Here is a 23,670-nt window from a genome sequence, read left to right on the forward strand (position 1 = left end):
GGGGGTCCGGGGGCAGCGCCCCCGGGTTCGACCGGCAAACAAAAGGACCAAACCCATGGCTTCTTACGACGTGATCATCATCGGCTCAGGCCCCGGCGGCTATGTCTGCGCCATCCGCTGCGCACAGCTGGGTCTGAAAACGGCCTGTGTCGAAGGGCGCGAGACGCTGGGCGGCACGTGCCTGAACGTCGGCTGCATCCCGTCCAAGGCGCTCTTGCACGCGTCGCACATGTTGCACGAGGCCGAACACAACTTCGCCGCCATGGGCCTCAAGGGCAAGTCGCCGTCCGTCGATTGGAAGCAGATGCTGCAATACAAGGCCGACACGATTGGCCAGAACACCAAGGGCGTCGAGTTTCTGTTCAAGAAGAACAAGATCGACTGGCTCAAGGGCTGGGGCTCCATCCCCGAAGCGGGCAAGGTCAAGGTCGGTGACGAAGTGCATGACGCCAAGAACATCATCATCGCGTCCGGGTCAAACGTGGCCACCCTGCCAGGGGTCGAGATTGACGAAAAGGTCGTTGTCTCCTCCACCGGCGCGCTGGAGCTGGGCAAGGTGCCCAAGAAGATGGTCGTGATCGGCGCAGGCGTGATCGGGCTTGAATTGGGCTCGGTCTACAGCCGTTTGGGGTCAGAGGTGCAGGTGATCGAATTCCTGGATGCCGTCACCCCGGGCATGGATGCGGAGGTCCAGCGCCAGTTCCAGAAGATCATGACGAAACAGGGTCTCAGCTTTACCATGGGGGCTGCGGTGCAGTCGGTTGAGACGTCCAAGACCAAGGCCAAGGTGCATTACAAGCTGCGCAAGGATGACAGCGCACACGAGGTGGACGCGGATGTGGTTCTCGTCGCGACAGGGCGCAAACCCTACACCGACGGATTGGGTCTGGATGCGCTTGGCGTCAAGATGACGGATCGCGGCCAGATCGCCGTGGACGCGCATTGGCAGACCAACGTACCGGGCATCTACGCCATTGGCGACGTGATCGAAGGGCCGATGCTCGCCCACAAGGCCGAGGACGAGGGCATGGCCGCCGCCGACCAGATCGCGGGCAAGCATGGGAACGTGAACTACGGCGTGATCCCGGGTGTGATCTATACCCACCCCGAGGTCGCCAATGTCGGAAAGACCGAAGAGCAGCTGAAAGACGAAGGGCGCAAGTACAAGGCGGGCAAGTTCAGCTTCATGGGGAACGGTCGGGCCAAGGCGAACTTCGCCGCCGACGGCTTTGTCAAAATCCTTGCCGACGCCGAAACAGACCGGATTCTGGGTGCGCATATCATTGGTCCCAGCGCGGGTGATCTGATCCACGAGGTTTGTGTCGCGATGGAATTTGGCGCCTCGGCCGAGGACTTGGCGCTGACGTGCCACGCCCACCCGACCTATTCCGAAGCTGTGCGCGAGGCGGCACTTGCCTGCGGGCTGGGCGCAATCCACAGCTGACCAACAAGCGCCCCATTCTATTCGTAGCCACTGGCTGTTGATGAGGGCATTTCCGCAGCCGCAGGTGCAGGCCATCTTGGACCCGCACCTGCCGTTGCAAAACTTAGGCTTGCTCGAACCTCACGCCGCAGCCGCGACACGTGCTTGCCGCTTCGAGGGCCTGCATCTCCCCCTTGAGACGGCCAAGTTCAGACGCCGTCGCCTTGTCCCCTTGATAAAGAATGCAGCCAGCCGGAAGAGCACCAATGCCACAGCTGTCGCCGTCGCATCATCTTTGGCCTTCTTACTTTGTACACGCGCAATCTCGTTCGCCTGCAGGCTAAGCCGCGTTGCCTCCAGGCGCATCTGCGGGCAGTTCAGGCTTTGGAACCGCAGCGGGGAAACCTACTTCGGCGACACATCTTCCGCGGTCTGTACACAGTCCGACACCGCAAGGGCACCAGCGAGAAATATCGCACTCGTCACCTAAAAACTCTCGACTCCTTCAGATCGTGCACCAGCACTATCCAAGTCCGGATTTTGAGGAGTTTTAGCGCCAAATCCAAACTTCCGCATATTTGCGAAATCCCTTGGATTGCACTCGGAATCGACGCATTCGCGTCCAAAACCTTCCCGGCGGACGTACTGAACGGCGCATTCTCGCCTATCCGTACCATACGCAGGGGAACTTTCCTGCCGAGCGCTAGGTTATGTCTCCGGGGACAGCGCGCGGGTCATTGTCTTCATCCGCCCGCGCCCCCTTTGATAAAAGGGCCAAACTTGGCCCAGGACGCATTATGAACGAAAAAAGGACACCAACATGGATCGTCGCAGCACTTTGAAACTGATCGGGGGCGCGGCCGCCCTTGCAACTCTCGCCGCATGCGCGCAGCCCCAAGACCCCGATATCGTGGACATCGCCGCTGGCGATCCGAACTTCTCGACACTCGTCGCAGCCGTACAGGCCGCCGGTCTGGTCGACACGTTGAAAGGCCCCGGCCCCTTCACCGTCTTTGCGCCGACCAACGACGCATTTGCCGCCCTGCCCGCAGGCACGGTCGACAACCTGTTGCTGCCTGAAAACAAGGACCAGTTGGTCGACATCCTGACCTACCACGTGGTCCCCGGTCAGATCACAGCCGGTGACGTGCTGGGAACACGCCAGAACGTGACCACCGTTCAGGGCGGCACGCTGGACGTGAACGGCATCGTGGGCAAGTTCGGCTCTGGTGTGAAAGTGAACGACGCCAACGTGATCCAAGCAGACATCTTTGGATCGAACGGTGTGATCCACGCCATCGATCAGGTGCTGCTGCCCTAATCCACGCGAAATGTCCCACGATGGGACATGTTATGTTAAATCACCACATGGTCCGGGCGGCGCGCTCGGGCCATGCTGCGTCATAGGACGCGCCGCCTTCGTCGCCCTGCGACACCTCTGCCAAAATCTCGCCCGGCGTTGGCAACCCGTCAGCATCGTCGCGAGACCACAGGCCGGCCCGGATCAGCGCGCGGGCGCACTGAGTGTAAACTTCGCCAATCTTGATCACGATGACAGTGGCCGGGTGCCGCCCTTTCTGTTCGAACCGGGCGCGCAAGGCCTCGTCGGCTGTCAACTTCGCCTGCCCGTTCACACGCACCACCGTGTTTGAACCCGGCACCATGAACATCAACGACACGCGCCCATCCGATACGACATTGCGCAAGCTGTCGAGCCGTTGATTGCCGCGCCAGTCGGGCATTGCAAGCGTCTTGGGATCAAGCTGCAGAACCACCGGACCATCGTCGCCGCGTGGGCTGCCATCAGTGCCGTCGGGACCCACCGTCGTCAGCACCACAAAGCGGGAGGCCGCGATCCACTTGGCATAAAGCGGTGTCAGATGATCCGCGACCTTACGGATCGACGCCGCACCGGGCGTGCCATAGAGCGCTTCGAGCGCGGGAATGTCTTCAACGAACTCCATTGGGCTCAAACCCTCCTTCGCGCATCAGCGCGTCTGAACGCGTCTCGACCGTTTCCTCAAGCTGGGCCAGAAACGTATCACGGTCCAGCCCATCCGGCATGGCGGGCAAAAACTCGACAATGGCGGTGCCCGGTTTGCGCATGATGCCGGTGCGCGGCCAGAACACGCCCACATTGGTGGCGACCGGCACACAGGGCTGACCCAGTTGTTCATACAGCACGGCGGTGCCCACCTTGTAAGGTCTTTTGACGCCCGGGGCCACGCGCGTGCCTTGGGAATAGATGATCAATTGGCCCGGCGTGGCGCGCCCGGCCTCCACGTCCTCGACCATCTTGGCGATGGCGGCACCGCGCTTGCCGCGGTCCACCGGCACACATTCCAGACGCTTGGCATAAAGACCGATGATCGGCGTCCACAGGATCGACCGTTTCATGATGAACTTGGCCGATGGCAGCGCCGTGAAGATCATCATGATATCAAGGAACGATTGGTGCTTGGCTGCGATCAGAACCTCGCCTTCGGGCACCTCGCCCCGTACTTCGGCCTTCAGCCCCACCATCCAGCGCATGGACCAGAACACATAGCGGCTGTAGCTTTTGCAGGCCGACCGTGCGCCATGCTTGCTGACGATGGCATAAGGGGCCCAGAGCAGGCCGATCACGAGCATCATCACGTAGATATGGCCGACAAAGACCAGTGAGCGGAGGTATTGGATCATGTGAGGGTCCTTAGGGCACGGCTGGCAGCGTAGGCGGTGGCGATCAGGGCAACCGCCCCGCAGACGAGCGGCAACAACAGCGGCACAAGCCAGCCCGCACCGCTGAACCCAAGGCCGGTAAGAAAGCCCGGCGTGTCGCCACCGGATGGCATCAGCAGGACCGCGATTGCCCCAATCACCGCGCCCACAGCCGAACCAATGAGCGCGCGCAGCGTGAAGCGACGGACAAAGGCGTTGGCAATGTAGCTGTCCGTTGCGCCCACAAGGCGTAGGACCGCAATGACCTGCGCATTGGCGGCAAGCGCTGCATTGGCCGCGAGGGTGACCATGGCAGCAACGGCACCGATGATCAGCAGGGCAACCGTCCATCCAAGCAACCGCAGGCGGTTCGCAGCAGATACAAGCGGCGCGCGCCAGCGCCCGTGGTCGTCCAGAACGGCACCCGGCACCTCTGCTGCAAGCCGCAGGCGCAGGCCCGTGGCGTCAAAGCCTTGTTCCGTTGCTTCGATCTCGATCAACCGGGGCACGGGCAGCGTGTTCAACGGCAGATCCTGTCCGAACCACGGGGCCAGCAGGGCCTGTTGTTCCTCGTCCGTCAGGGCGCGCGCAGCCGCGATGCCGGGCGTGGTTGTAAGGACTTGCAGCGCGGCGGTGGTCTGGATCGCGCGCTGGTCTTCGGGGGCGACGATGCGGATGGTCGCGGTGCGTGCAAGTTCGTCACCCCAACGGTCGGCCAGACGGCCAGAGGCCAGCGACAAAGCCAGTGCAAAAACGGCCAGAAAGGCCATGGCGCCCGACACAAACACTGTAAGCTGCGCTGTGAACCCCGTGGGCGGCACAACCCGGTCGGCATAGCGATCACCGGCGATAAGGCCACGCAAGGTCTTGGGACTGATTTTCACAGGTCCGCCCCCGCAAGCTGCACCCGCCGGTTCGAGATGCGCAGAACCCGCGCCTGCACCTGTGCCTTGGCCGCCCGGATCAGCGACAGGTCGTGGGTGGCAATCAGGACCGTCTTGCCCATCTTGTTCAGCTCGACCAGCAGCGTCAGCAAGCGCTGAGACATCTCCCAATCGACGTTGCCGGTGGGCTCATCCGCAAGAACCACGTCCGGAGACATGATGACAGCCCGTGCCAGCGCCGCCCGTTGCCGTTCGCCACCCGACAGTTCGGGCGGCATGGCGTCCGCGCGTTCGGTCAAGCCCACCCACGCCATCAGCTCTGTCAGGTCACCGTTTGCGGCTTCGGCCTGCCGTCCCGATACGGTCAGCGGGAGGGCCACGTTGTCCGACACCGGCAGGTGATCAAGGAATTGCACGTCCTGATGGACGACCCCGACACGGCGGCGCATGCGGGCCACTGCGTCCCGCTCAAGTGACCGCACATCGCGGTCAAAGACCTGAACCCGGCCCGATGTGGGCAGCAAGGCCCCGTAACACAGCTTGAGCAATGTGGTCTTGCCCGCGCCCGACGGCCCGGTCAAAAAGTGGAACGATCCCGGGGCCAGCTTGACCGAGATATCGGACAAAAGCTCGCCCCCGCCATAGCTGTACGCCACATTTTCCAGCTCGATCACGCGTGCCCTCGCCCATTTGGCACCTGTTGTGCCTCAGCACCATGCCGGATTCAATCTGAATGCTCCGACAGCGGTGGTCGCAGTTATGACTTTTCTGAACACCGCCTACAACATATGGTGACACTCAAAACCGAGGCAGGATCCGAAATGCGGCTGATTTGTCCCAATTGCGATGCGCAATACGAGGTTGTGGATGATGTGATCCCTTCCGAAGGGCGCGATGTCCAATGCTCCAACTGCGGCCAGACGTGGTTTCAGCACCATCCTGATCACGCGCCTGCCGAGCCCGAGGAGGACGAAGCGCCTGCCGATCTGGCGCCGCCCGACGATACGCCTGCCGAAGACGAAGAACGCGCCGAAGCGCCCGAGCCGCAGCGCCGCGAGCTGGACCCCTCCGTCGCCGACATTCTGCGCCAGGAGGCCGAGATCGAAGCACAGGCCCGCGCAACGGACACCGAAGGGTTGGAAAGCCAGCCGGACCTTGGCCTTGATACTGCAGAGACCGAGGCCGACCGCCGGGCGCGTGAAGCGCGCGAACGCATGGCCCGCATGCGGGGTGAGGAAACGGATGCCCCCGAACAGGTGTCCGAAGCAGTTGCCACGGCGGCTGCGATCGGTTCTCGTCGGGACCTGCTGCCGGACATTGAAGAGATCAACTCGACCCTGCGCTCCACCGGTGATCGTCAGGGTGCCCCGGCGGCGGATGCTGCGGCCGACCCTGCCGAACTGGCACCGCGCAAATCAGGCTTCCGCCGCGGCTTTATGCTGATGGTGCTGTTGGCCCTGATCCTGGGTGCAATCTATGTCTTTGCACCTGCCATTGCACAGTCCGTGCCGCAGGCAGATCCGTTCCTGAGCGCCTATGTCGCCCAAGTGGACAGTGCCCGCGTGTGGCTTGACGGTCAGGTTGCGGCGGGCCTCACCTGGCTTGACAATCTGACGGCTGCCGAGGGCGAATAGCCCTCAGAACCGGTCCAGCAGGCGCTTGAGATAGTCCAGTTCGACATCCGGGCGTTCGCCGTCGCCTGACCGGCGGCGGATTTCGTCCAGCAGGTCGCGCGCGCGGCGATACACGTCCTCGCCTTGCAACAGCCCCTCTTCGGTGCCGACGCCGCCATTGGTCCCCGGATCACGGCCCAGCGGATCGCGCGCTTCGGCGCGGCGGTCGCTTTCGGACGTGCCTTGGCCCTGCTGTGCGTTCTGCTGTTCCTGCTGCATCGCTTCGCCCAGCGCGCGCATGCCTTCGCGCAGCGCTTCCATGGCTTGCGATTGGTTGTCGATGGCCTCGGCAAAATCGTCCTGACGCAGCGCCTCTTCGGCCCCGTCCATGGCGCGGCCAGCCCGGTCGAGCGCGTCACGCGCGGCATCACCTTCGGGGGTGCCCTCACCGGGCAAGCTGCGCTGCTGGCGGTTCAACTCGTCGCGCAAGGCCTGCTGGCGGTCGGCAAGCGATCCCTCGCCTTGCCCTTCGGCCTGCTGGTCGCCTTCGCCACCTTCCTGACTGTCGCCCTGTTCGCCCTGACCTTCACCGCCCTGGCTGTGCTGATCGCCCCGGCCCTGACCACCACTGCGACCCTCGTTGCCCTGGCTTTCACCGGCCTGAGCATCGGGGTTGAACTGTTCCTGCAAGTCACGGAATGCCTGATCGCTCAGCCCTTGCTGTTCGCGCAACGTCTCTGCCAACCCTTCCATGGCCTGCTCACCCGGGCTTTGGCCATCGCCGCCTTGCCCCTGGGTGACTTGCATGTTCTCCAGCATCTCCTGCAACTCACGCAGGGCCTGTTCGGCCTCGGCCATGCGGCCCTGTTCCATCAGTTCCTGAATACGGTCCATCATGCGCTGGATGTCGTCCTGCGACATCTGCATCTGATTTTGCGATTGCTGCTGGTTTTGCTGGTTTTCTTCGCCGTTTTCACGGTCCCGCTGCGCCTGCCGAGACAATTGCTGCATATAATCGTCGGTCGCCCGGCGCAGCTCTTGCATCAGCTCTTCGATTTCGGCGGGGCTGGCGCCATCGCGCATTGCCTGTTCCAGCCGTTCGCGGGCGCGGCGCAACCGTTCCAACGCATCCGACAGGTCCCCTTCCTCAATCCCGAGGGCAAGGTCCCACATGTCGCGTGACAGGTCTTCTTGTTGCTCATCCGTCAGACCGTAGCTGGCCAGCGTCTCAAGCCGTTCGATGACACGGCCCAGGCGCAGTTGATCGACCTCGCGGCGGAACACGTCATCAGGGCGATGGGCCACTGCGCGCAGGATCTGGGCCACGCGTCTGCTGTTGTCCTTTGACCAAAGCAGGTCCCGACGCTGTTCGATGATCGACGCGGCCATCGGATCAAAGAAACGCCGCCCCGGCAGGATCATCTGGACCGGTTCGGTTTCCGATTGCTGCTCAGCCGCATCAAGCGCCGTCATCACAACGGTGACAGGCAAGTTCGCCCATGGATGTTCTGAGAAGTCTTCGACAAGCGCTTCCTCGAACTCCGTCCGGTCGCCGGTAAAGGGCATGGGCAGGGACACGGTGATTTCCGGGCGCCGTTCGGGTGCAATTTCCAGACCGTGGCGGCGATCGACTTCTGTCAGATCAAGCGCGAACCGCGCCTCGCCCGCCTCGACGCCGTAATCGTCGGAGGCCGTGAAGGGGAGCGTCATCTCGCCCAGCGCTGTCGCTTCGGGGCCGTCCAGCACCGCGATGTTGGGGGCGGCGTCAGGCAAGACTGCGACCGACCATGTGCGACCGCCCGGGCCATTTATCGCAATCTCGCCTGATTGAATGACGGTGAAATCCTGTTCGGGATCAGAGGCCGGGGGCACTTCGCCGATCCGGCCAGACACCGTTTCAGCAATGGTCAACGCGCCCACCTCACCATAAAGCCGCAGCGTGATCAGCGACCCTGCAGGCACTTCCAAGGGTCCTTCGGCAATGTCGTTGAGATAGATGGTGGGCCGTCCGGTGTAGCGCGGGCTTTCGGCCCAGCCTTCCCACACAGGGCCAGTGGCCAAGCCGTCGCCCGCGCCGGGGGCCATGTCGGCCACCGACCCTACGCGCCAGATCGAACCGAAAATCAAAGCCACCGCAAAGACCAGTACCGCCACATAGCGCAGCGCATAGGGATCGCGGCGGGCAATGCGCAGGTCTGCCGGCACCGCTTGGGCCTGTGCCGCCCGTTCGGCCATGCGCGCCTGATGCGCGCGCCAGACGGCGGTCGAGGCTGCATCGCCATCCCCCACGGCCTGTTCATCCATAAGCGCCTGAATGGGACGACCGGGCAGCGTTTCATCCAGCCGAACCAGCGCCGCATCACGTGTCGGAATGCGGAACCGGCGGAGCGCGTAGATCAATGTGCCCGCGACCGCCAAGGCCGCCACGACACCCAAGCCCCAGACCAGTTCGACCATCACACTGTCTTGCAGGCCCAGCATCAGCACCGCGAGAACAGCCAGAACAACCGTCGCAAGGGGCCAGGTGGCCTGCCAGAACGCCTCTGCAAACATGCCTGCGCGTGTGAGCGCCAGCGGCCAGCGCAATGCTTTCAGCCCACGTCGCACGTCATGTCTGGAGAAACTGGCCATTCATCGCGTCCCTTGCCGGAGGCTGAGCCACTGCCGGTGGCGCGGCGCACCATAGCGCCTGTACCTTATATAGGCGCTGAACGGGTCAGAGCCACTCCGGGATGGTATCGCGATTTATCATTTCGTCAAAGGTCGGACGTGCGCGGATCACCGCGTATTGATCGCCATTGACGAGAACCTCGGGGATCAGGGGCCGCGTGTTGTATTCGCTGCTCATCACTGCGCCATAGGCTCCGGCCGAGCGGAACGCGACAAGGTCCCCGGCGGCAAGCGGCGGCATCATGCGCTGTTTGGCAAAGGTATCCCCGGATTCGCAGACCGGGCCCACGATATCGTAAGGTGCCTGTTCCGTGCCCGGTGCGGGTTCGATCACCGGAACGATGTCGTGGTGTGCTTCGTACATGGCGGGCCGGATCAGGTCGTTCATGGCCCCGTCGAGGATCAGGAAATCGCGTCCCTCGCCCGACTTCACATAGATCACTTCAGACACCATGAGCCCGGCATTGCCTGAAATGAGGCGACCGGGCTCGATCTCGATCTCGCAGCCCAGATGGCCGACGGTGCGCTTGATCAGCGCGCCATAGTCGGTGGGCAGCGGGGGCGCTTCGTTCGAGCGGGCGTAGGGGATGCCAAGGCCACCGCCCAGATCGAGGCGGCGAATGTCGTGGCCATCTTCGCGCAGTTGCACGGTCAGTTCGGCCACTTTCTGGTAGGCCAGTTCGAACGGGGCAAGGTCCGTCAATTGGCTGCCGATATGCACGTCGATGCCGATGACTTCGATATGATCCATGGCACCCGCCATGGCATAGACCTCGCGCGCGCGGGCGATCGGAATGCCGAACTTGTTTTCGGATTTCCCGGTCGCGATCTTGGCGTGGGTCTTGGCATCCACATCCGGGTTCACGCGGATGGTAATTGGGGCACGCGCGCCCACCTCGCCCGCGACACGGTTCAGCACCTCCATCTCCGGCTCGGATTCCACGTTGAACTGGCGGATACCGCCGTTCAGCGCCATGCGAATTTCATCTGCGGTCTTGCCGACGCCCGAGAACACGATCTTTTCGCCGGGCACGCCTGCGGCCTTGGCCCGCGCGTATTCGCCGCCCGACACCACGTCCATGCCTGCGCCCGCTTGGGCCAGCGTCTTGAGGATCGCCTGATTGCTGGCCGCCTTCATCGCGTAGCAGACCAGATGGTCCATACCGTCGAGTGCATCGTCAAACAGCGTGAAGTGGCGCAGCAGCGTGGCCGTGGAATAAACATAGAACGGCGTGCCCACGGTGGCGGCAATGTCAGCCACCGGGACGTCCTCGGCGTGCAGAACGCCATCGCGGTACAGAAAATGATCCATGACAAGCGCCTTTAGCGGTGCTGCGCGTCAGGATCAATCAGGTGACGGGGCGGGACCGTAAAAACAGGTACAAAGGCAGGCCGCAGCTGACGCCGATGCAGAATGTTGCAGGAATGGCGATCAGCGCGGACCAGTTCTGGCGCACTGAGACTTCGGAGATGATCCAGATCGTCAGCGCCAGCGCCGCAATGGTCAGGTCCCAGACCAGACCGCTGGTGGCCGTGTTCACATGCCACGCATCCACCATCGCCATGATGTCCCAGGTGTTGGCCTGAAACCAGCTGATGAAATAGTACATCGGATGGATGGCCCCCCAGATGGCAAGGCCAAGATAGATCATGCGCACCGGAGCCATGGATCAGAACAGGCTCACACCGACGGCCAGCGGTCCACGGCTGACACCCACCGTGCCCCCCGCGTGCACACCGCCAGACCCGATCCCGATGCTCACACCGCCATGGGGTTGCACCGGCTCACCATCAGCACCGCAGGCGGCCAGAGCCATCAGCGACAAGACACAAATGATACGGATCATGCGATCACCTCTCTCCACCGGGCGACCTGCGCGCGCACCTGGGTTGGCGCAGTGCCGCCATAACTTGTACGCGATGCGACGGAATTTTCCACGGTCAAAACGTCAAACACGCCTTCGGTGATGCCCTCATGGGCGGTTTTCATCTGATCCAGCGACAGATCGGGCAGATCGCAACCCTCGGTTTCGGCCAGCGCAACGAGGCTGCCGGTGATGTGATGCGCATCGCGGAAAGGCAAGCCCAGCACCCGCACCAGCCAGTCCGCCAGGTCAGTTGCAGTGGAAAAGCCAGACCCCGCCGCAGCGGCAAGGCTCTCGCGGTTGGCGGTCATGTCGCGCACCATCCCGTCCATGGCCGCCAGCGCCAGCATCCAGTTGTCAGCCGCATCAAAGACCTGTTCCTTGTCTTCCTGCATGTCCTTGGAATAGGCCAACGGCAGCCCCTTCATCACCATCATGAGCGCGGTGTTGGCACCATAAATCCGGCCCACCTTGGCGCGGATCAACTCTGCCGCGTCGGGGTTTTTCTTTTGCGGCATGATGGACGATCCGGTCGAAAAGCGATCCGACAAGGTGACAAAGCGGAACTGGGCCGAGGACCAGATCACCAGCTCTTCCGCGAAGCGGCTCAGGTGCATGGCGCAGATGCTGGCTGTGCTCAGAAACTCCAGCGCAAAGTCGCGGTCACTCACGGCATCGAGCGAGTTGGCGGACGGACGGTCAAACCCCAGCGCCCCTGCCGTCATCTGACGGTCAATGGGGAAAGACGTGCCTGCCAGCGCGGCAGCGCCAAGTGGGCTTTCGTTCATCCGGGACCGGGCATCTCGTACTCGGGAAAGGTCGCGCCCGAACATCTCGACATAAGCCATCATGTGGTGGCCCCATGTGACAGGCTGCGCGGTTTGCAAATGGGTGAAGCCGGGCATGACCCAATCGGCGCCCGCCTCTGCCTGATCCAACAGGGCTGCGATCAGGGACAACAGCGCGCCTTCAGCGGCATCGAATTGGTCGCGGACCCACAGTTTGAAATCGGTCGCCACCTGATCATTGCGCGACCGGCCAGTGTGCAAGCGCCCTGCCGGCTCGCCAATCAGGTCCTTCAACCGCGCCTCCACATTCATGTGGATGTCTTCAAGGGCGGTCGAAAACGCGAACGTCCCGCCCTCGATTTCTGACAAGACCGTGAGAAGCCCTTCCCGGATCGCCTCAACGTCCTTATCGTCCAGAATGCCGGTGGCGCCCAACATGGCGGCATGGGCACGCGAGCCTGCGATGTCCTGGGACGCCATGCGCTGGTCAAATCCGATCGAGGCATTAATTGCCTCCATGATCGCATCTGGCCCTGCCGCAAAACGGCCACCCCACATTGCATTCGCGGTTTTGTCGGACATGAACGTGCCACCTTGAGGAATATGATGAATAAGCTTGTTACCGCAGCCCTCTACATGGCCCTGAGCGTGGGCGCAATTCCCGGGCATGCCGACACGGACGCTGCCGCCGCCCTGCGCGACGGCGACATGAAAAAGCTGATTTTCCACGGCACGCCCGAAGCCGTGTCAAAACAAGCCTTTGATCTGGCCGATGGCGCGGGCGAAGGCACATTGGCCGATTACGAAGGCAAGCATATTCTGGTGAACTTTTGGGCCACGTGGTGCGCCCCCTGCCGGCACGAAATGCCGATGCTGTCCGAATTGCAGACCCAGTTCGGCGGCGATGATTTCGAAGTTGTGACCATCGCAACGGGCCGCAACAACCCGGCCGCCATCGTGAAGTTTCTGGAAGAGATCGACGCCACCAACCTGCCCCGCCATCAGGACCCCAAACAGAAGCTGGCCGCCCAAATGGGCATCTTTGGCCTGCCCATAACCGTGATAATCGACCCCGAAGGCCGCGAGATTGCGCGCCTGCGTGGCGATGCGGACTGGTCGTCGGACAGTGCAAAAGCAATCATTGCGAAGCTGATAGCGGACGAAAGCAGTTAGGCAGCAGCAGAAGCGGCGCTCACCCCGCGCACGTAAGATTAACACTTATTAACAAAGAGTTGCGGTTACCATTTGGTAACCGCCTCCAGCCTCCTGCCCCAAGCTGACGCAACGCCACGCTTGACCCTGTGCCGCTCTCACCGCTGAACTGCGGACAGGGAGGATCAGGCCGTGCCCTTGCACATCCTGTTGATTTTGGTTGTCGGTGGTATCGCGGGCATTGCCCTTGCGCTGCACCTGCTTGGCTTGTCAAAGGCCTCGCCCTTCACAACCCAAACGGCCCATGCGGCATGGCTGCGCGCTCATCCGGATGACGCGATCAAAGACCTCCAGATCACCCAAGACGGACGCACGGCGCGTATCACCTCGGGGCACGGCAACGGCATTATATGGCAGATGGGGGCAGACACCTGTGCCCGCCGCCTGAGCGGTGCGGAGAGATTGCAGACCAAGGGCACCAAAACCATTCTGCACCTCAACGACTATGCTGCACCCAAGGTGCGGCTCACTCTGAGTGCGGACGAGCAACAAGACTGGCAAAACTGGATCACTCAAACATGATGGCCGACCTCACCTATCCAGACGTCGTGCAACTCGCCGTGCCGTTCTTCATCGCGGCCATCGCCATCGAACTGGCATGGATCGTGATCAAGGGCCGCGGTGGGCGGTACGAGACGCGCGATGCCGTCACCTCCCTGATCATGGGTGCGGGCAATGTGGCCTCCGGGATCCTTCTGGGCTTCATCGCGTGGGGCTTCTTCATGTGGCTGTGGGCCCTGACACCGCTCGATCTGGGCACAAGCGTATGGATTGTCCTGCTTTGCTTTGTCCTCGACGATTTGCGATACTACTGGGTCCACCGGTTCGGGCACCGCATCCGCTGGGTCTGGGCCAGCCACGTGAACCACCACTCATCCCAGCACTACAACCTGACCACCGCCTTGCGTCAGACCTGGACAGGCACGTTCACCTTCATGATGGTCGTGCGCGCACCCCTGATCCTGCTGGGCTTTCACCCGGCCATGGTGCTGTTCGTCGGCGGGCTGAACCTGATCTACCAATTCTGGATCCATACCGAAGCCATCGGCAAGCTGCCCCGCTGGGTCGAGGCCATCATGAACACGCCCAGCCACCACCGGGTGCATCACGGCCGCAATGCGCGCTATCTCGACGCAAACTATGCGGGCGTCTTCATCATCTGGGACAAGATGTTCGGCACCTTCGTACCCGAACTCGACAGCGAAAAGCCGGACTACGGGCTGGTCCAAAATCTGGGCACATTCAATCCGGTCCGCGTGGCCTTCCATGAATGGGTCGGCATCTGGAAAGACGTCACGGCAAAGGGTCTGACACTCAGACAGCGCATATTATATGCCATCGCCCCACCGGGTTGGAGCCATGACGGATCACGAGAGACATCCGAACAGATCAAGGCCAGGCACCTTGCCCGCACCCCCGGGGACACGGGCACCACCGGCTTCACCTAGCGTCTTTCTTTCGGCCAGAAATATCCCGGGGGTTTGGGGGCAGAGCCCCCTTGGAAAATAGCGTCGCGCAGCGTCCTTTGGATTACGCTGCGTGGTTCAGGATCGCGGCCTCGCTCGCACTGAGGTTGCGGCGGGCATAGCTGCCATAGGTGTGCGGATCGTGTTCGAGGTTGGGCATCGCCGACACCAGCCGCGACCGATCTTCATCGTTCAACATGGACAGGGCGGTGTTGGCCGGGTGGAAGCTTTCCGTCTCGACCCCGTTGGCGCGCAGCACTTCGTGCCGAGGCAACAGCAGGTGGACGTAAGTGACCTCACGCGCCTTCAGATCCACGGTGATGGTCGAGCCGTTGATCAAATCCTTGGCGGCCACCAACACTTCCGGCGTGTTAAAAAGATCGCGAGCAACATCGCCTTTGACCAGCATCCGATGTTCGGGCGACACCAGCAATTCCTGATCCGGCCTCTCTACGCCAAGGGCCCCGGTCGCGATACGGATAGGGCGCAGGCGGGGCATCGCAAAAAGGCGGGCGCCCGTCATGCGACGGCTGCCCGTCCACAGGATTTCCTGTGCACCGTTGTCCTGCGTCTGCACCTTGTCACCCTCACGCAGATCTTCGATGCGGCGCGGGCCGTCCGGTGTGTCGATACATGTTCCGGGTGTAAAGCAAATCACGCCGCCCGACCCGTCCGGGGTCGGATCACCCTGGGCCGTGTTGATCGTGTGATGCACCACCCACAGGTCCGTCTTGCGCGGCGGAATATCATCAAGAAACATCAAAAGCGGAGGCGCTCCGCGCCCTACTTCAATCACTGTGACAGTGTAACTCTTGGCACCGTCGGTGACCACGAAACTGCTGTCCGTCATCAGGGGATCGGCATCCGCCGGGTCTGATATCAGTGGCTTGTTGTCGATGGCCGCACCCACCAGGCGGTGAACCATCCGTGCCGCTTTGCGGCGAATTGCGTCTTCTCCGTTTGCCCTGTCCAAGCGCAATACATCTTGTGGTCCGTCCACACGAACAGCGTCCCCACGCCAAGCCCAAGCAGCACCCACCGCCAATGACGGCAAAGGTGCGGCCTCAAGACCGTCCACTTCAGTTTGCGACCAGGAGATGACAAACGTGCCTCGAAAGCCCGTTTCCATTGCCTGTATGCCTGCCTTGTCTTTTTTTTATTGATCTGAGGTTAACAAAGCGGATTCTGTCTGTGAAGTCCGGTTTTGTGACATATTCCAGTGTGTTGCGCGATAAACATCATGTTGCCGGTCAATTCGCTTGACCTGACCCGTTTCAACGTAAGCTAGAACGGCACACGCCAACGGATGGCACCGACAATCTGGCCTTCGTCCTGTCCCTCGAATTCCTCGCCCAAATACGTCAGCCCGTAAAAGCCTGAGATGCCCGTCTCGCTGCGCCACATGACACCGGCGCGCACCCGTTCGCGCGTCTCTTCCAGCCCGATGCCACGCTCGGACGGCAGAAACTCACTGTCGCTTACACGGGCAATGTCCGCACCGACGACAAAGCTGAACCCAGTCCAGTCCGCCTGAACAACGCGGTATCGTTGTCCGCTGACCCCGTCGCGCACCAGAAGTTCGCCCTGCCCGAGCCCGCCATAAGTGAAATCGACACCTGCCCGCACAAGCGTCTCCACGCCTGCGCGCGCCTCGACAAAGGGGCGGAGGGACGACGCCTTTCCAACTTGAAAGCTGCGCCCGGCCTCGGCCACCAGATTGGGTCGGATGTCATTTTCAATCTGTGCGTCCCGCACAGCGTCGGACGGTGGGACGATGTTGAACGTGTCGTGAAAGGCGTCCTGAAATTCATCAAGCCGGGTCTGGGGACCAAGAAACACGACGTCGCCGCCCACGGAATACTCCATCGGACCGCGCGCGAAATGGGTGTGCAAACCGATGGACAAAGCACCCGCATACGGCCTGTCGCTTGGATCGGGTGTGCGGATGTCATCAGGTGCCAGAATCTCGGCCGCGAGCCGCAGTTCAAGCAATTGGCCAAAGCCTGACGGTGCCATCCCCTCCCACGCAGGCCCCCAAACACGCGACGACTGAAAGCCCCCGGTGCGCCAGCGGTCTTCGCCATCGCCAAAGAAATCATTGGTCAGCAGGCGCCCGTACCCAAGGCGTTGGCGGTCCTGCGCTTCGGCCAAACCCGAAAGGCAGATCGTCGCGCAAAGCGCGGCGGTCAGAAGTTTCAGCATCAGGATGCCCCGATCAACGTGCCCCCCCGGGCAAAAACACGCATAGCGTGTTCGGCAATAGTTTGCCTAGTGTGAATGCGCCACAGTTACGGAAAGTCAGCCTGCTTGGCCGCCGCATGGCAGGAGTTGGGGTCACAGACGGCAAATTCCCGATCAGCTTTCAAACATCTCAAATTTCCTTATCCCTCTGGCAAAGCCCGTGGTTGCGGGGGGAGGCCCGACGGCACGTCCAACGGCACGACATCTGATGGATTTTCTGCTGTCTGATCGGTCAGTGTCTTCAGAAATGCCACCAAATCCCTGACTTCAGTGTCCGTCAGGTCAATAGGCGCAAGCTGGTTCGCTGTCAAAATTCGATCCCGCAGCTTCGGCGTTTCCATGACGCGTCTGTCACGCATATCAAACTCCGCACGCCGTGATGAATCGACCGCAACAAAACCCAGTTGGGTTCCGCGACCGGACATGCGCAGCACATCGTCCAGCTTTGGCAGTTCGACCCGCGATGCATTGAACGCAGTCAGACTCGCCTCTGGATGCAGATGGTGCCTGATCACCCCTTCGAGCGTGTCAAAGGCACCGCTATGACCCCACGGACCCGTCAACGCGACATTGCGCAAGGACGGTGTGCGAAAGGCAAACAGATCATCTTGGTCCAACGTGACGCGATACCGCCCTTCATCTTCCTGCCGCCCCGGGAAACCAGTGTCCCGCCAATAACTTAAATCGTCGCCATGGCCTTTGCCCGGCCCAATCTGCGGAACGGCGATTGCATGAAACCCGTGATCGGTCAGGAAGGGGCCGCTGTGGCACGTGGCACACCGGGCCTTGCCATAGAACAACGAAAGTCCCGCTTGGGCCATTGGCGACAGGTGCGAGGTATCGCCCGTTCGCAGAACCCGGTCGAACGGCGCGTTGTCTGACCGGAATGCAGTGGACTGAAATGCAGCCAGAGCTTCGGCAATATGCGCGAATGTCGCGTCCTTGGGTGTGTGCAAATCCTGGAACGCGGTCTGCATCATCGCGAAATACGCTGGTATGTCGGCCACGCGCGCCGCAAGCAAATCCCAGACTTTGGCCCGATTTTCGGTTGCTGCGGCATCGGCCACCGGGTTTTCACCGAACTGACCAGCCATTTCGATGGGGGAAGCCACGGGAAAGAAAGCCTGCGCCGTCAGGAGGTTCGGCAGGTCATCTGGTAACTCCTGCTCAGCCGGACTGCGGAACCTTCGTCCACCGCCGCCTTGGATTGAAACCTCCACCCGTCCGTCGTGGAAGAGGCTCACATATTCTTTTGCGCCGACATTCCACAATGCCTGCGCATTGCGCGGCACGCGGCCAGTCACCGGATCGCGCGTCACGCGATGCGTGCCTGCACCGTCGCCACCCTCACCAATACCAAGGGCCAACCCATCCCCAGACGCCAACTGAGGGTCATGGCATGTCCCACACGATATGTTCCGGTTCCCCGACAGGATCGGGTCGAAGAACAAGTTGCGCCCCAACTCGACCAACGCGCCGGGCGGTGCACCATCGTAGAGGTAATCGCTGTCTTTCACCGGGGCCGGAAGCGGGAGGGATGTGTCGGATCCCGCAGTTGCGAGACCAACGGCAGCCATGGCCAACGCCGCGAAAGAGACGGCCGCAATGAAATGTCTGTTCGGGTATATTCGTGGCATAAGAAGCTCCGAAGGATGGGGGGCGTCTGTCAATTGAGTGGTCCACGCTGTTCTGGTCATGCGATAGCGGCCCGTAGGGAGCAGCGCTTCAGGCCAGTGTCTTTTCAAGCATGAGGACATCGCCGGTGTAGTACGGGGCGCACGGGTGGCTAAGAACGGGTGAACGCGCAGCCAGTGAATACCCCAGCCTTTCGTACAGCCGGACCGCACCGCTGTTCTGCTCGTACACCTGAATGCTGAGCCAGTCGTAGCCATTGCAGCGCGCCGCCTGTTCGGCATCTGCCATCAATGCGGTTCCGATCCCCAGACCGCGCGCATGTGGTAAAACGGCCAAGGCATTGACGTACCAGGTTCCGACCGACAGCTGTTCCAGCTCGACAAATGGGACAATCGGTTGCGGCAGTTCGTCAACATCTGCGTCCGGCATCGTCGCGATCGGGTACATCAGCACCATGCCGACGATGTCGCCGAAACGCTCGGCGACGCGTGCATTTGTGTATGAAAATCCACCGGTGGTGCGCCGGGCGCGATTGACGCCCACATCAAGTGCGGATTGCCCGGCTTCTGCGGAGTGCGACCAGAGCCAGTTTGGAATGCCCTCGCCGGCGATATCTATGAGTTTGGCCAAAGACAGGGCGTCGCCCGTCTCTGCTGGTCGAAAATTCAATTCTGTAAAGTCTTTCATGTGATCACTCGTGGAAATTGGAGATGGCGTATGACTGCGCCCCCCTGATCCGCCGGTGCGGACAAGGGGGGCACGCGTGGTTAGAAGAACTTGTTCAATCGCGGTTCCACCGGGCCCACTGGGAAACCGGAGTCCCACTCAAGATGGTCGTCTTCCGATGGCAGATGGTCCGACGACGCGGGGTCCACCCGGTGCGCATGGTCTTCGATCGGACGTTCAAATTCGAACGTGGCGCTGATCGCCATGAACTCGTTGAAGCCCAGCGTGGTCTGCACGAGGCCACCTTCGATCTCGGCATAGTGACCCGTTGCACCGGTGATCGGGCGCAGGTTCTTCTGACCGATATCCGCGATCTCGGTGCCTTGCGTGATGATCTGATCGCCGTCTTCGAAGGCAAAGACCTGTCGGGAGATCACCCACACGCCAGAGGTCGCGTTGCCAGCTTCACCGACAAAGTAGCCATCGCAGGTCCATGTCCCCAGCACGAGGTCGGGGAAGGCCGCGCTGCCATCTTTCAGGACACCGGCGGTCCCGTCCTTCAGCGTACCAGCGGGGTAGATGTACCCCTGGCTGAGGAAAGCGTTGCCGTGGGCAGGCATTCCGTTTTCGTGCAGCGGCGTTGCGGCCATGAAGATCCGCGTGTGATCTTCTGCGATGTCAAAGGACATCAAGGCCCCCTCGGCGAGGGCAAAGCCAGTGGTGGCGAGGAGGGCCAGGGTAGACAGTGTTGATTTAAGCATTTGAAATTCCTTGAGTTTGATTGTGTCAGATAGAGTTCACAGAGCGCGTTGCACCGGGCCACGCACGACTGTTGGGTGAGAGCCTCGGAAAGGCCCGAAAGTTCGTCAGGTGGATGCGCAGATCGCGGCCACGTGGCGGTGATCTGTTCCGCAACATCCGCCCAAGACGGTGAGATTGGGCAGCAGATGCGCCAGCTGTGCATACAGATCGCCCAATTCCTGCGGGTCGCCATCATCCAGCGTGTCCGCCACATCCAGTTCTGCGTGACTAAGGCGGGACGCATTCGCGCGGAGGCCCATGATCCGCCTCGTCCAGTCGCCGTTCAAAACGTGCGAGAAGTGGTCCGGATGTGCGCAATTGATCATGTAGTAAGCAGGGTAGCCGCCGGTCGCATCGTCCACCGTTTGGATCGCATCCCGCAGGCTTTGGCCCGACGGCAGGGCGCCGTCGATTTCGACCGTGAACGCAATGGAGACAGGCATGTTTCGCGACTTTGCTGCAGATGCGATGCCAATGGCTTCGTCGACATAGGTCATCGTGATCCCCGACACCATGTCCGCCCCGAATTCTTCGAACCAGCCCACTTGCACGCAATGATAGGCTTCCGCCTGATCCGCTGTCAGGGTGCTGCTGGGCGCATAGCCATCGTCTTGTGGTCCGATCACCCCATTGACCACAAAGGGACTTGTCTGAGGGTGCTCGAACCGCTCTCTGAGACGGATCAGAGTACAGACGGTTTCCTGATGCACTGCGCGCAGCGTCTCTTGGGTCATACCGAGTTCGGCAGCCCACCGGGCGCTTGCCCGCCACGTGGGGGTGTCCATGACAAACCCGCGCCGTTCGCGGCATGCAAGGTCGGCAAAGCGCGTCATGTAGGCATCAATCGCCGCAAGCCCCTTGTCGGATTCGAGTGCTTTGAACGCAGCGAATAGGGGAAGCTCAAGCCCATCATGGAAGATGAGTGTTGTTTCGAGACCGCCATCTGTGATCATCTGCGTGCCGTTCATTTGCGGCAGTGCATTGCGGTATTTCATGGTCGTCCCCTTCTGCGGCTTTTCTAAGCGTTGGTGTCGTGGCAGAGAGTTAGGGGGCATCGTGCGCCGATGCTTGAGGCAAACCTGAGAAGACTCTGAGAATGTCTGAGAGTTGGGATCAAATGACGTACAAACCGGTGGACGCCGCATGAAAGTTCGCATTGCCGACGCGGAAATCGATTTCGACAAGATGACGGTGCGCGACGGCGACGCTGTCCGGAAACTCACCCGCCAACCGCTCGGCATCCTGCGCGTTCTCGTCGACGCGGGCGGCAATGTCGTGACCAAGGATCAGTTGGTCGACAAAGTCTGGGATGGACGCATCGTCACGGAAGCCACCCTGTCCACCGCGATCAAGGAGGCGCGCCGGGCTGTCGGCGACACCGGTGCGGCACAGCGGATCATCAAGACGGTACATGGCGTCGGGTTTCAGCTTGCCCTGGATGTCGACGATGCACCGACGCAAACGCGCAGCGCGATGCCGTGCCTGCTGGTCCTGCCCTTTCGGAACACCAGCCGCGCCCCCGATGTGGAATATGTCTGCGACGGGCTGACCGATGAGATCATCACAAGCCTGTCCTGCTTCCGCGGGCTGAGCGTGCTGTCCCGCACGACGTCCGATGTCATTCAGGCAGCCAAGCTGGACCCCACAACCATCCACAGCCGCTATGATGTCAATTTCGTCGTGGAGGGCAGCGTTCGCATGACACCCGAACGCATCCGCGTTTCCGTTCAGTTGATGTCGACAGAAAACGGGACGGTGGTTGTGACCGAGCAGTTTGACCGCGACGCAACCGTTGCATCCGTGTTTGACGTCCAAGACCAGATTGCCCAGATGTGCGCGGGTCGGCTTGCCGGGCCCCATGGCCCGGTTGCACAAGCCACGGCCGAGACTGCACACCGTCAGGATCAGCACTCCAGTTGGCAGATGTTTCGTCTCGTGGCCGACTTTCGAAGGTTCTACCGCACCTATGATCCCGTACTTCACGCGGAGTTGCGCGCGGCCTTTCCATCCGCATTGGAACGTGACCCGCAGTCGGCCAGTGGTTGGGCCGCCTACGCGGTTCTGCTGCTGGAAGAGCACCGGTACCATGTGAACGAGCGCGCAGGCGTTGATGCGCTGTCTCTGGCCACATCCGCTGCGGAACATGCGGTGCAGGCGGACAATCGAAACGCTTTTGCACAAGTGGCGCTGGCCATGTGTCGCCTGTTTGCCATGGACGTGCCCGGTTTTGACGCAGCCGCAGACAAGGCTTTGCAGTTGAACCCGGGAAACTCGGATGTCCTGTCGGAGATCGGACATTGCTATGCGTTTCTGGGCCGCGAAGATGATGCGATCCGCCTTTTGGACCGAGCAATGGAGATCAGCCCCGAGCATCCGGGATGGTATCACTTTGCAAAGACTTGGCGGTATGCGCGCCTTGATATGTTTGAAGCAGCGCTTGTGGAGGTGCAGAAGGTCCCGATGCCCGGGTTTTACTGGTATCATGCGCACTTGATCTGGCTGCATTCGGCACTTGGGCATCATGACAGGGCAGCCGCCGAAGTGGTTGCCTTGCGCGCCGTTTTTCCGGAATTCGAACACCGCGTTCATGAAGAGTTGGGCATGTGGGATGCCAATGCAGACCTTGCTGCATCAGCCCTCGCCCATTGGCGCGCCGCTGGTCTGGTTATTTCGGAACCAGCCGCCGCCGCGCTGGATTGAGACCGAGCAGCCCCGACAGCAGGATGACCACGGCCAAGGTCTGGTATCCGCCCATTTGGATCACCACCGCACCGACGGCCCCTCCGGTCGCGAAACCCAACAGGTAACCGGCCATGGCCTGTGGCATCTGTTTGCCCGCACCTTGCAGATAAAGCGGAAAGAACATGAACAAGGCAAAACCATTGGCGATGATCGTGACCCCAAAGATCGACAGATCGGCGGCGACATAGCTTGCAGCACCCGTCGTCGCCGCGATCAGCACGCCGATGATCTGCATACGTGGGCGCAACCTTTCAGGTATCCTTGCCGCAAGCAGTGACCCACAAGCGCCGGACAAGAGGCTTCCCAGGAGCCAAAGGTTGACAGCGTCGGCGTCATTGAACCGGCCACCGAAAAGGTCAAGAAACGTCCAATACGCACCCATCATCACGAAAAACCCGATATATCTGAGTGGCAAGGCCAGCATATGGGTAAATGCCGGATTGCCGAGATCGGATGGGACCGCGTCGCCCGGCAAAAGCACCAGCGGCAGCGATAGGACCAGCAGCAGAACCAAGGGCGACGCATCTAAAGAAGGAACCAGCAGATACAACAGCAGCGATACGACCAGACCAAGTGACAACGCTGTGCTGATGGCTTTCAGACCCTCTGTAGACGCCTGAATTGCCCCGAGGGCTTGCCGCGTCAAATGGCCTATCGCGCCTCCTAGCCCCACACAGCCGACTGCAAGGACAATCGCTGGAGCGTCCTGTCCGAAGGCAATCAGCGCGAGCGCAAGCACAACGAGAAACCGTGCCAAGCGCGACAGCATCGCAGCGCCAACGCCTGCGCAGGTCAGCGCCGCAGACACCAGAACAAGACTTGCGAATGCTCCGGCCATACGTTTGGTCAGAGCCGGGTAGCTGCCAAGAACCCCAACCCAGATTGGCAAAGTGTTGATCAGCACGGCACCAAAGCACAGTACCGCAATCCCGACAAAGCGACTCAAACTGCCCCCTCCTGCAAG

At 61.4% G+C, this 23,670-nt stretch carries 23 protein-coding genes; 7 read left to right on the forward strand and 16 right to left on the reverse strand.

Annotation, left to right across the window (positions count from 1 at the left end):
• Window positions 1–55 precede the first annotated feature (55 nt).
• Complete coding sequence (gene lpdA, locus Q1A32_RS01895; protein ID WP_299648727.1) at window positions 56–1,444, forward strand: dihydrolipoyl dehydrogenase; 1,389 nt, start codon at window positions 56–58, stop codon at window positions 1,442–1,444.
• A gap of 799 nt (window positions 1,445–2,243) precedes the next feature.
• Complete coding sequence (locus Q1A32_RS01900; protein ID WP_299610035.1) at window positions 2,244–2,744, forward strand: fasciclin domain-containing protein; 501 nt, start codon at window positions 2,244–2,246, stop codon at window positions 2,742–2,744.
• A gap of 40 nt (window positions 2,745–2,784) precedes the next feature.
• On the opposite strand, the gene Q1A32_RS01905 is transcribed toward Q1A32_RS01900, so the two are convergent.
• From Q1A32_RS01905 to Q1A32_RS01920, 4 genes are read right to left on the reverse strand one after another with little or no spacing between them, the layout of a single operon-like run.
• Window positions 2,785–3,387, reverse strand: coding sequence for a pyridoxamine 5'-phosphate oxidase family protein (locus Q1A32_RS01905; RefSeq protein ID WP_299610032.1), 603 nt, complete (start codon window positions 3,385–3,387; stop codon window positions 2,785–2,787).
• Complete coding sequence (locus tag Q1A32_RS01910) at window positions 3,374–4,105, reverse strand: 1-acyl-sn-glycerol-3-phosphate acyltransferase (protein WP_299610030.1); 732 nt, start codon at window positions 4,103–4,105, stop codon at window positions 3,374–3,376. Before Q1A32_RS01910 ends, Q1A32_RS01905 begins: the two co-directional genes overlap by 14 nt.
• A complete protein-coding gene (locus Q1A32_RS01915; RefSeq protein WP_299652730.1) occupies window positions 4,102–5,001 on the reverse strand; it encodes an ABC transporter permease in 900 nt (299 codons plus the stop codon). The genes Q1A32_RS01910 and Q1A32_RS01915 overlap by 4 nt, the downstream gene beginning before the upstream one ends.
• Before the next feature lie 2 nt (window positions 5,002–5,003).
• Window positions 5,004–5,681 (reverse strand): cell division ATP-binding protein FtsE, encoded by a 678-nt coding sequence (locus tag Q1A32_RS01920; protein ID WP_299610028.1) that lies wholly within the window; start codon window positions 5,679–5,681, stop codon window positions 5,004–5,006.
• Window positions 5,682–5,828: 147 nt separating this feature from the next.
• On the opposite strand from Q1A32_RS01920, the gene Q1A32_RS01925 reads away from it, so the two are divergent.
• The gene (locus tag Q1A32_RS01925) at window positions 5,829–6,641 is read left to right on the forward strand and encodes a zinc-ribbon domain-containing protein (RefSeq protein ID WP_299648730.1); all 813 of its coding nucleotides are present in this window, start codon (window positions 5,829–5,831) and stop codon (window positions 6,639–6,641) included.
• A 3-nt stretch (window positions 6,642–6,644) separates the two neighbouring features.
• On the opposite strand, the gene Q1A32_RS01930 is transcribed toward Q1A32_RS01925, so the two are convergent.
• The 5 genes from Q1A32_RS01930 to argH all read right to left on the reverse strand — a co-directional run bounded on the left by Q1A32_RS01930 (window position 6,645) and on the right by argH (window position 12,525).
• Window positions 6,645–9,251, reverse strand: a complete 2,607-nt coding sequence (locus Q1A32_RS01930) for a TIGR02302 family protein (RefSeq protein WP_299648733.1) — start codon at window positions 9,249–9,251, stop codon at window positions 6,645–6,647.
• 85 nt (window positions 9,252–9,336) lie between these two features.
• Complete coding sequence (gene lysA, locus Q1A32_RS01935) at window positions 9,337–10,602, reverse strand: diaminopimelate decarboxylase (protein WP_299648736.1); 1,266 nt, start codon at window positions 10,600–10,602, stop codon at window positions 9,337–9,339.
• Between the two features lie 37 nt (window positions 10,603–10,639).
• Window positions 10,640–10,957: a DUF2834 domain-containing protein gene (locus Q1A32_RS01940; protein ID WP_299648739.1), complete on the reverse strand. Its 318-nt coding sequence runs from the start codon at window positions 10,955–10,957 to the stop codon at window positions 10,640–10,642.
• 3 nt (window positions 10,958–10,960) lie between these two features.
• The gene (locus Q1A32_RS01945) at window positions 10,961–11,137 is read right to left on the reverse strand and encodes a hypothetical protein (RefSeq protein WP_299610017.1); all 177 of its coding nucleotides are present in this window, start codon (window positions 11,135–11,137) and stop codon (window positions 10,961–10,963) included.
• Window positions 11,134–12,525, reverse strand: coding sequence for an argininosuccinate lyase (gene argH / locus Q1A32_RS01950; RefSeq protein WP_299648742.1), 1,392 nt, complete (start codon window positions 12,523–12,525; stop codon window positions 11,134–11,136). Before argH ends, Q1A32_RS01945 begins: the two co-directional genes overlap by 4 nt.
• A gap of 24 nt (window positions 12,526–12,549) precedes the next feature.
• On the opposite strand from argH, the gene Q1A32_RS01955 reads away from it, so the two are divergent.
• The 3 genes from Q1A32_RS01955 to Q1A32_RS01965 all read left to right on the forward strand — a co-directional run bounded on the left by Q1A32_RS01955 (window position 12,550) and on the right by Q1A32_RS01965 (window position 14,603).
• The gene (locus tag Q1A32_RS01955; RefSeq protein ID WP_299648745.1) at window positions 12,550–13,116 is read left to right on the forward strand and encodes a TlpA disulfide reductase family protein; all 567 of its coding nucleotides are present in this window, start codon (window positions 12,550–12,552) and stop codon (window positions 13,114–13,116) included.
• A 171-nt stretch (window positions 13,117–13,287) separates the two neighbouring features.
• On the forward strand, window positions 13,288–13,677 hold the full coding sequence (locus tag Q1A32_RS01960) for a hypothetical protein (RefSeq protein ID WP_299648748.1): 390 nt from the start codon (window positions 13,288–13,290) through the stop codon (window positions 13,675–13,677).
• A complete protein-coding gene (locus tag Q1A32_RS01965) occupies window positions 13,674–14,603 on the forward strand; it encodes a sterol desaturase family protein (RefSeq protein ID WP_299648751.1) in 930 nt (309 codons plus the stop codon). Before Q1A32_RS01960 ends, Q1A32_RS01965 begins: the two co-directional genes overlap by 4 nt.
• An 82-nt stretch (window positions 14,604–14,685) precedes the next feature.
• Here Q1A32_RS01965 and Q1A32_RS01970 read toward each other — a convergent pair whose 3' ends face one another.
• The 6 genes from Q1A32_RS01970 to Q1A32_RS01995 form a co-directional block, all read right to left on the reverse strand.
• Entirely contained in the window at window positions 14,686–15,750 is a 1,065-nt protein-coding gene (locus Q1A32_RS01970; RefSeq protein WP_299610004.1) for a Hint domain-containing protein, read from the reverse strand.
• 155 nt (window positions 15,751–15,905) lie between these two features.
• Window positions 15,906–16,823, reverse strand: coding sequence for a lipid A-modifier LpxR family protein (locus Q1A32_RS01975; protein WP_299648754.1), 918 nt, complete (start codon window positions 16,821–16,823; stop codon window positions 15,906–15,908).
• Window positions 16,824–17,002: 179 nt separating this feature from the next.
• Window positions 17,003–18,499, reverse strand: coding sequence for a cytochrome-c peroxidase (locus Q1A32_RS01980; RefSeq protein ID WP_299648757.1), 1,497 nt, complete (start codon window positions 18,497–18,499; stop codon window positions 17,003–17,005).
• Window positions 18,500–18,587: 88 nt separating this feature from the next.
• Window positions 18,588–19,184 (reverse strand): GNAT family N-acetyltransferase, encoded by a 597-nt coding sequence (locus tag Q1A32_RS01985; RefSeq protein ID WP_299648760.1) that lies wholly within the window; start codon window positions 19,182–19,184, stop codon window positions 18,588–18,590.
• A gap of 80 nt (window positions 19,185–19,264) precedes the next feature.
• Entirely contained in the window at window positions 19,265–19,924 is a 660-nt protein-coding gene (locus Q1A32_RS01990) for a hypothetical protein (RefSeq protein WP_299648764.1), read from the reverse strand.
• Between the two features lie 105 nt (window positions 19,925–20,029).
• Window positions 20,030–20,959: a homocysteine S-methyltransferase family protein gene (locus Q1A32_RS01995; protein ID WP_299648767.1), complete on the reverse strand. Its 930-nt coding sequence runs from the start codon at window positions 20,957–20,959 to the stop codon at window positions 20,030–20,032.
• A gap of 148 nt (window positions 20,960–21,107) precedes the next feature.
• On the opposite strand from Q1A32_RS01995, the gene Q1A32_RS02000 reads away from it, so the two are divergent.
• Window positions 21,108–22,664, forward strand: a complete 1,557-nt coding sequence (locus tag Q1A32_RS02000; RefSeq protein ID WP_299648770.1) for a winged helix-turn-helix domain-containing tetratricopeptide repeat protein — start codon at window positions 21,108–21,110, stop codon at window positions 22,662–22,664.
• On the opposite strand, the gene Q1A32_RS02005 is transcribed toward Q1A32_RS02000, so the two are convergent.
• Window positions 22,630–23,652 carry a hypothetical protein gene (locus Q1A32_RS02005; RefSeq protein WP_299648773.1) on the reverse strand — a complete coding sequence of 341 codons (1,023 nt, stop codon included), beginning with the start codon at window positions 23,650–23,652 and terminating at the stop codon, window positions 22,630–22,632. The two genes, Q1A32_RS02000 and Q1A32_RS02005, sit on opposite strands and share 35 nt — an antisense overlap.
• Window positions 23,653–23,670 lie beyond the last annotated feature (18 nt).

The organism is uncultured Tateyamaria sp., from assembly GCF_947503415.1.
Classification (GTDB): domain Bacteria; phylum Pseudomonadota; class Alphaproteobacteria; order Rhodobacterales; family Rhodobacteraceae; genus Tateyamaria.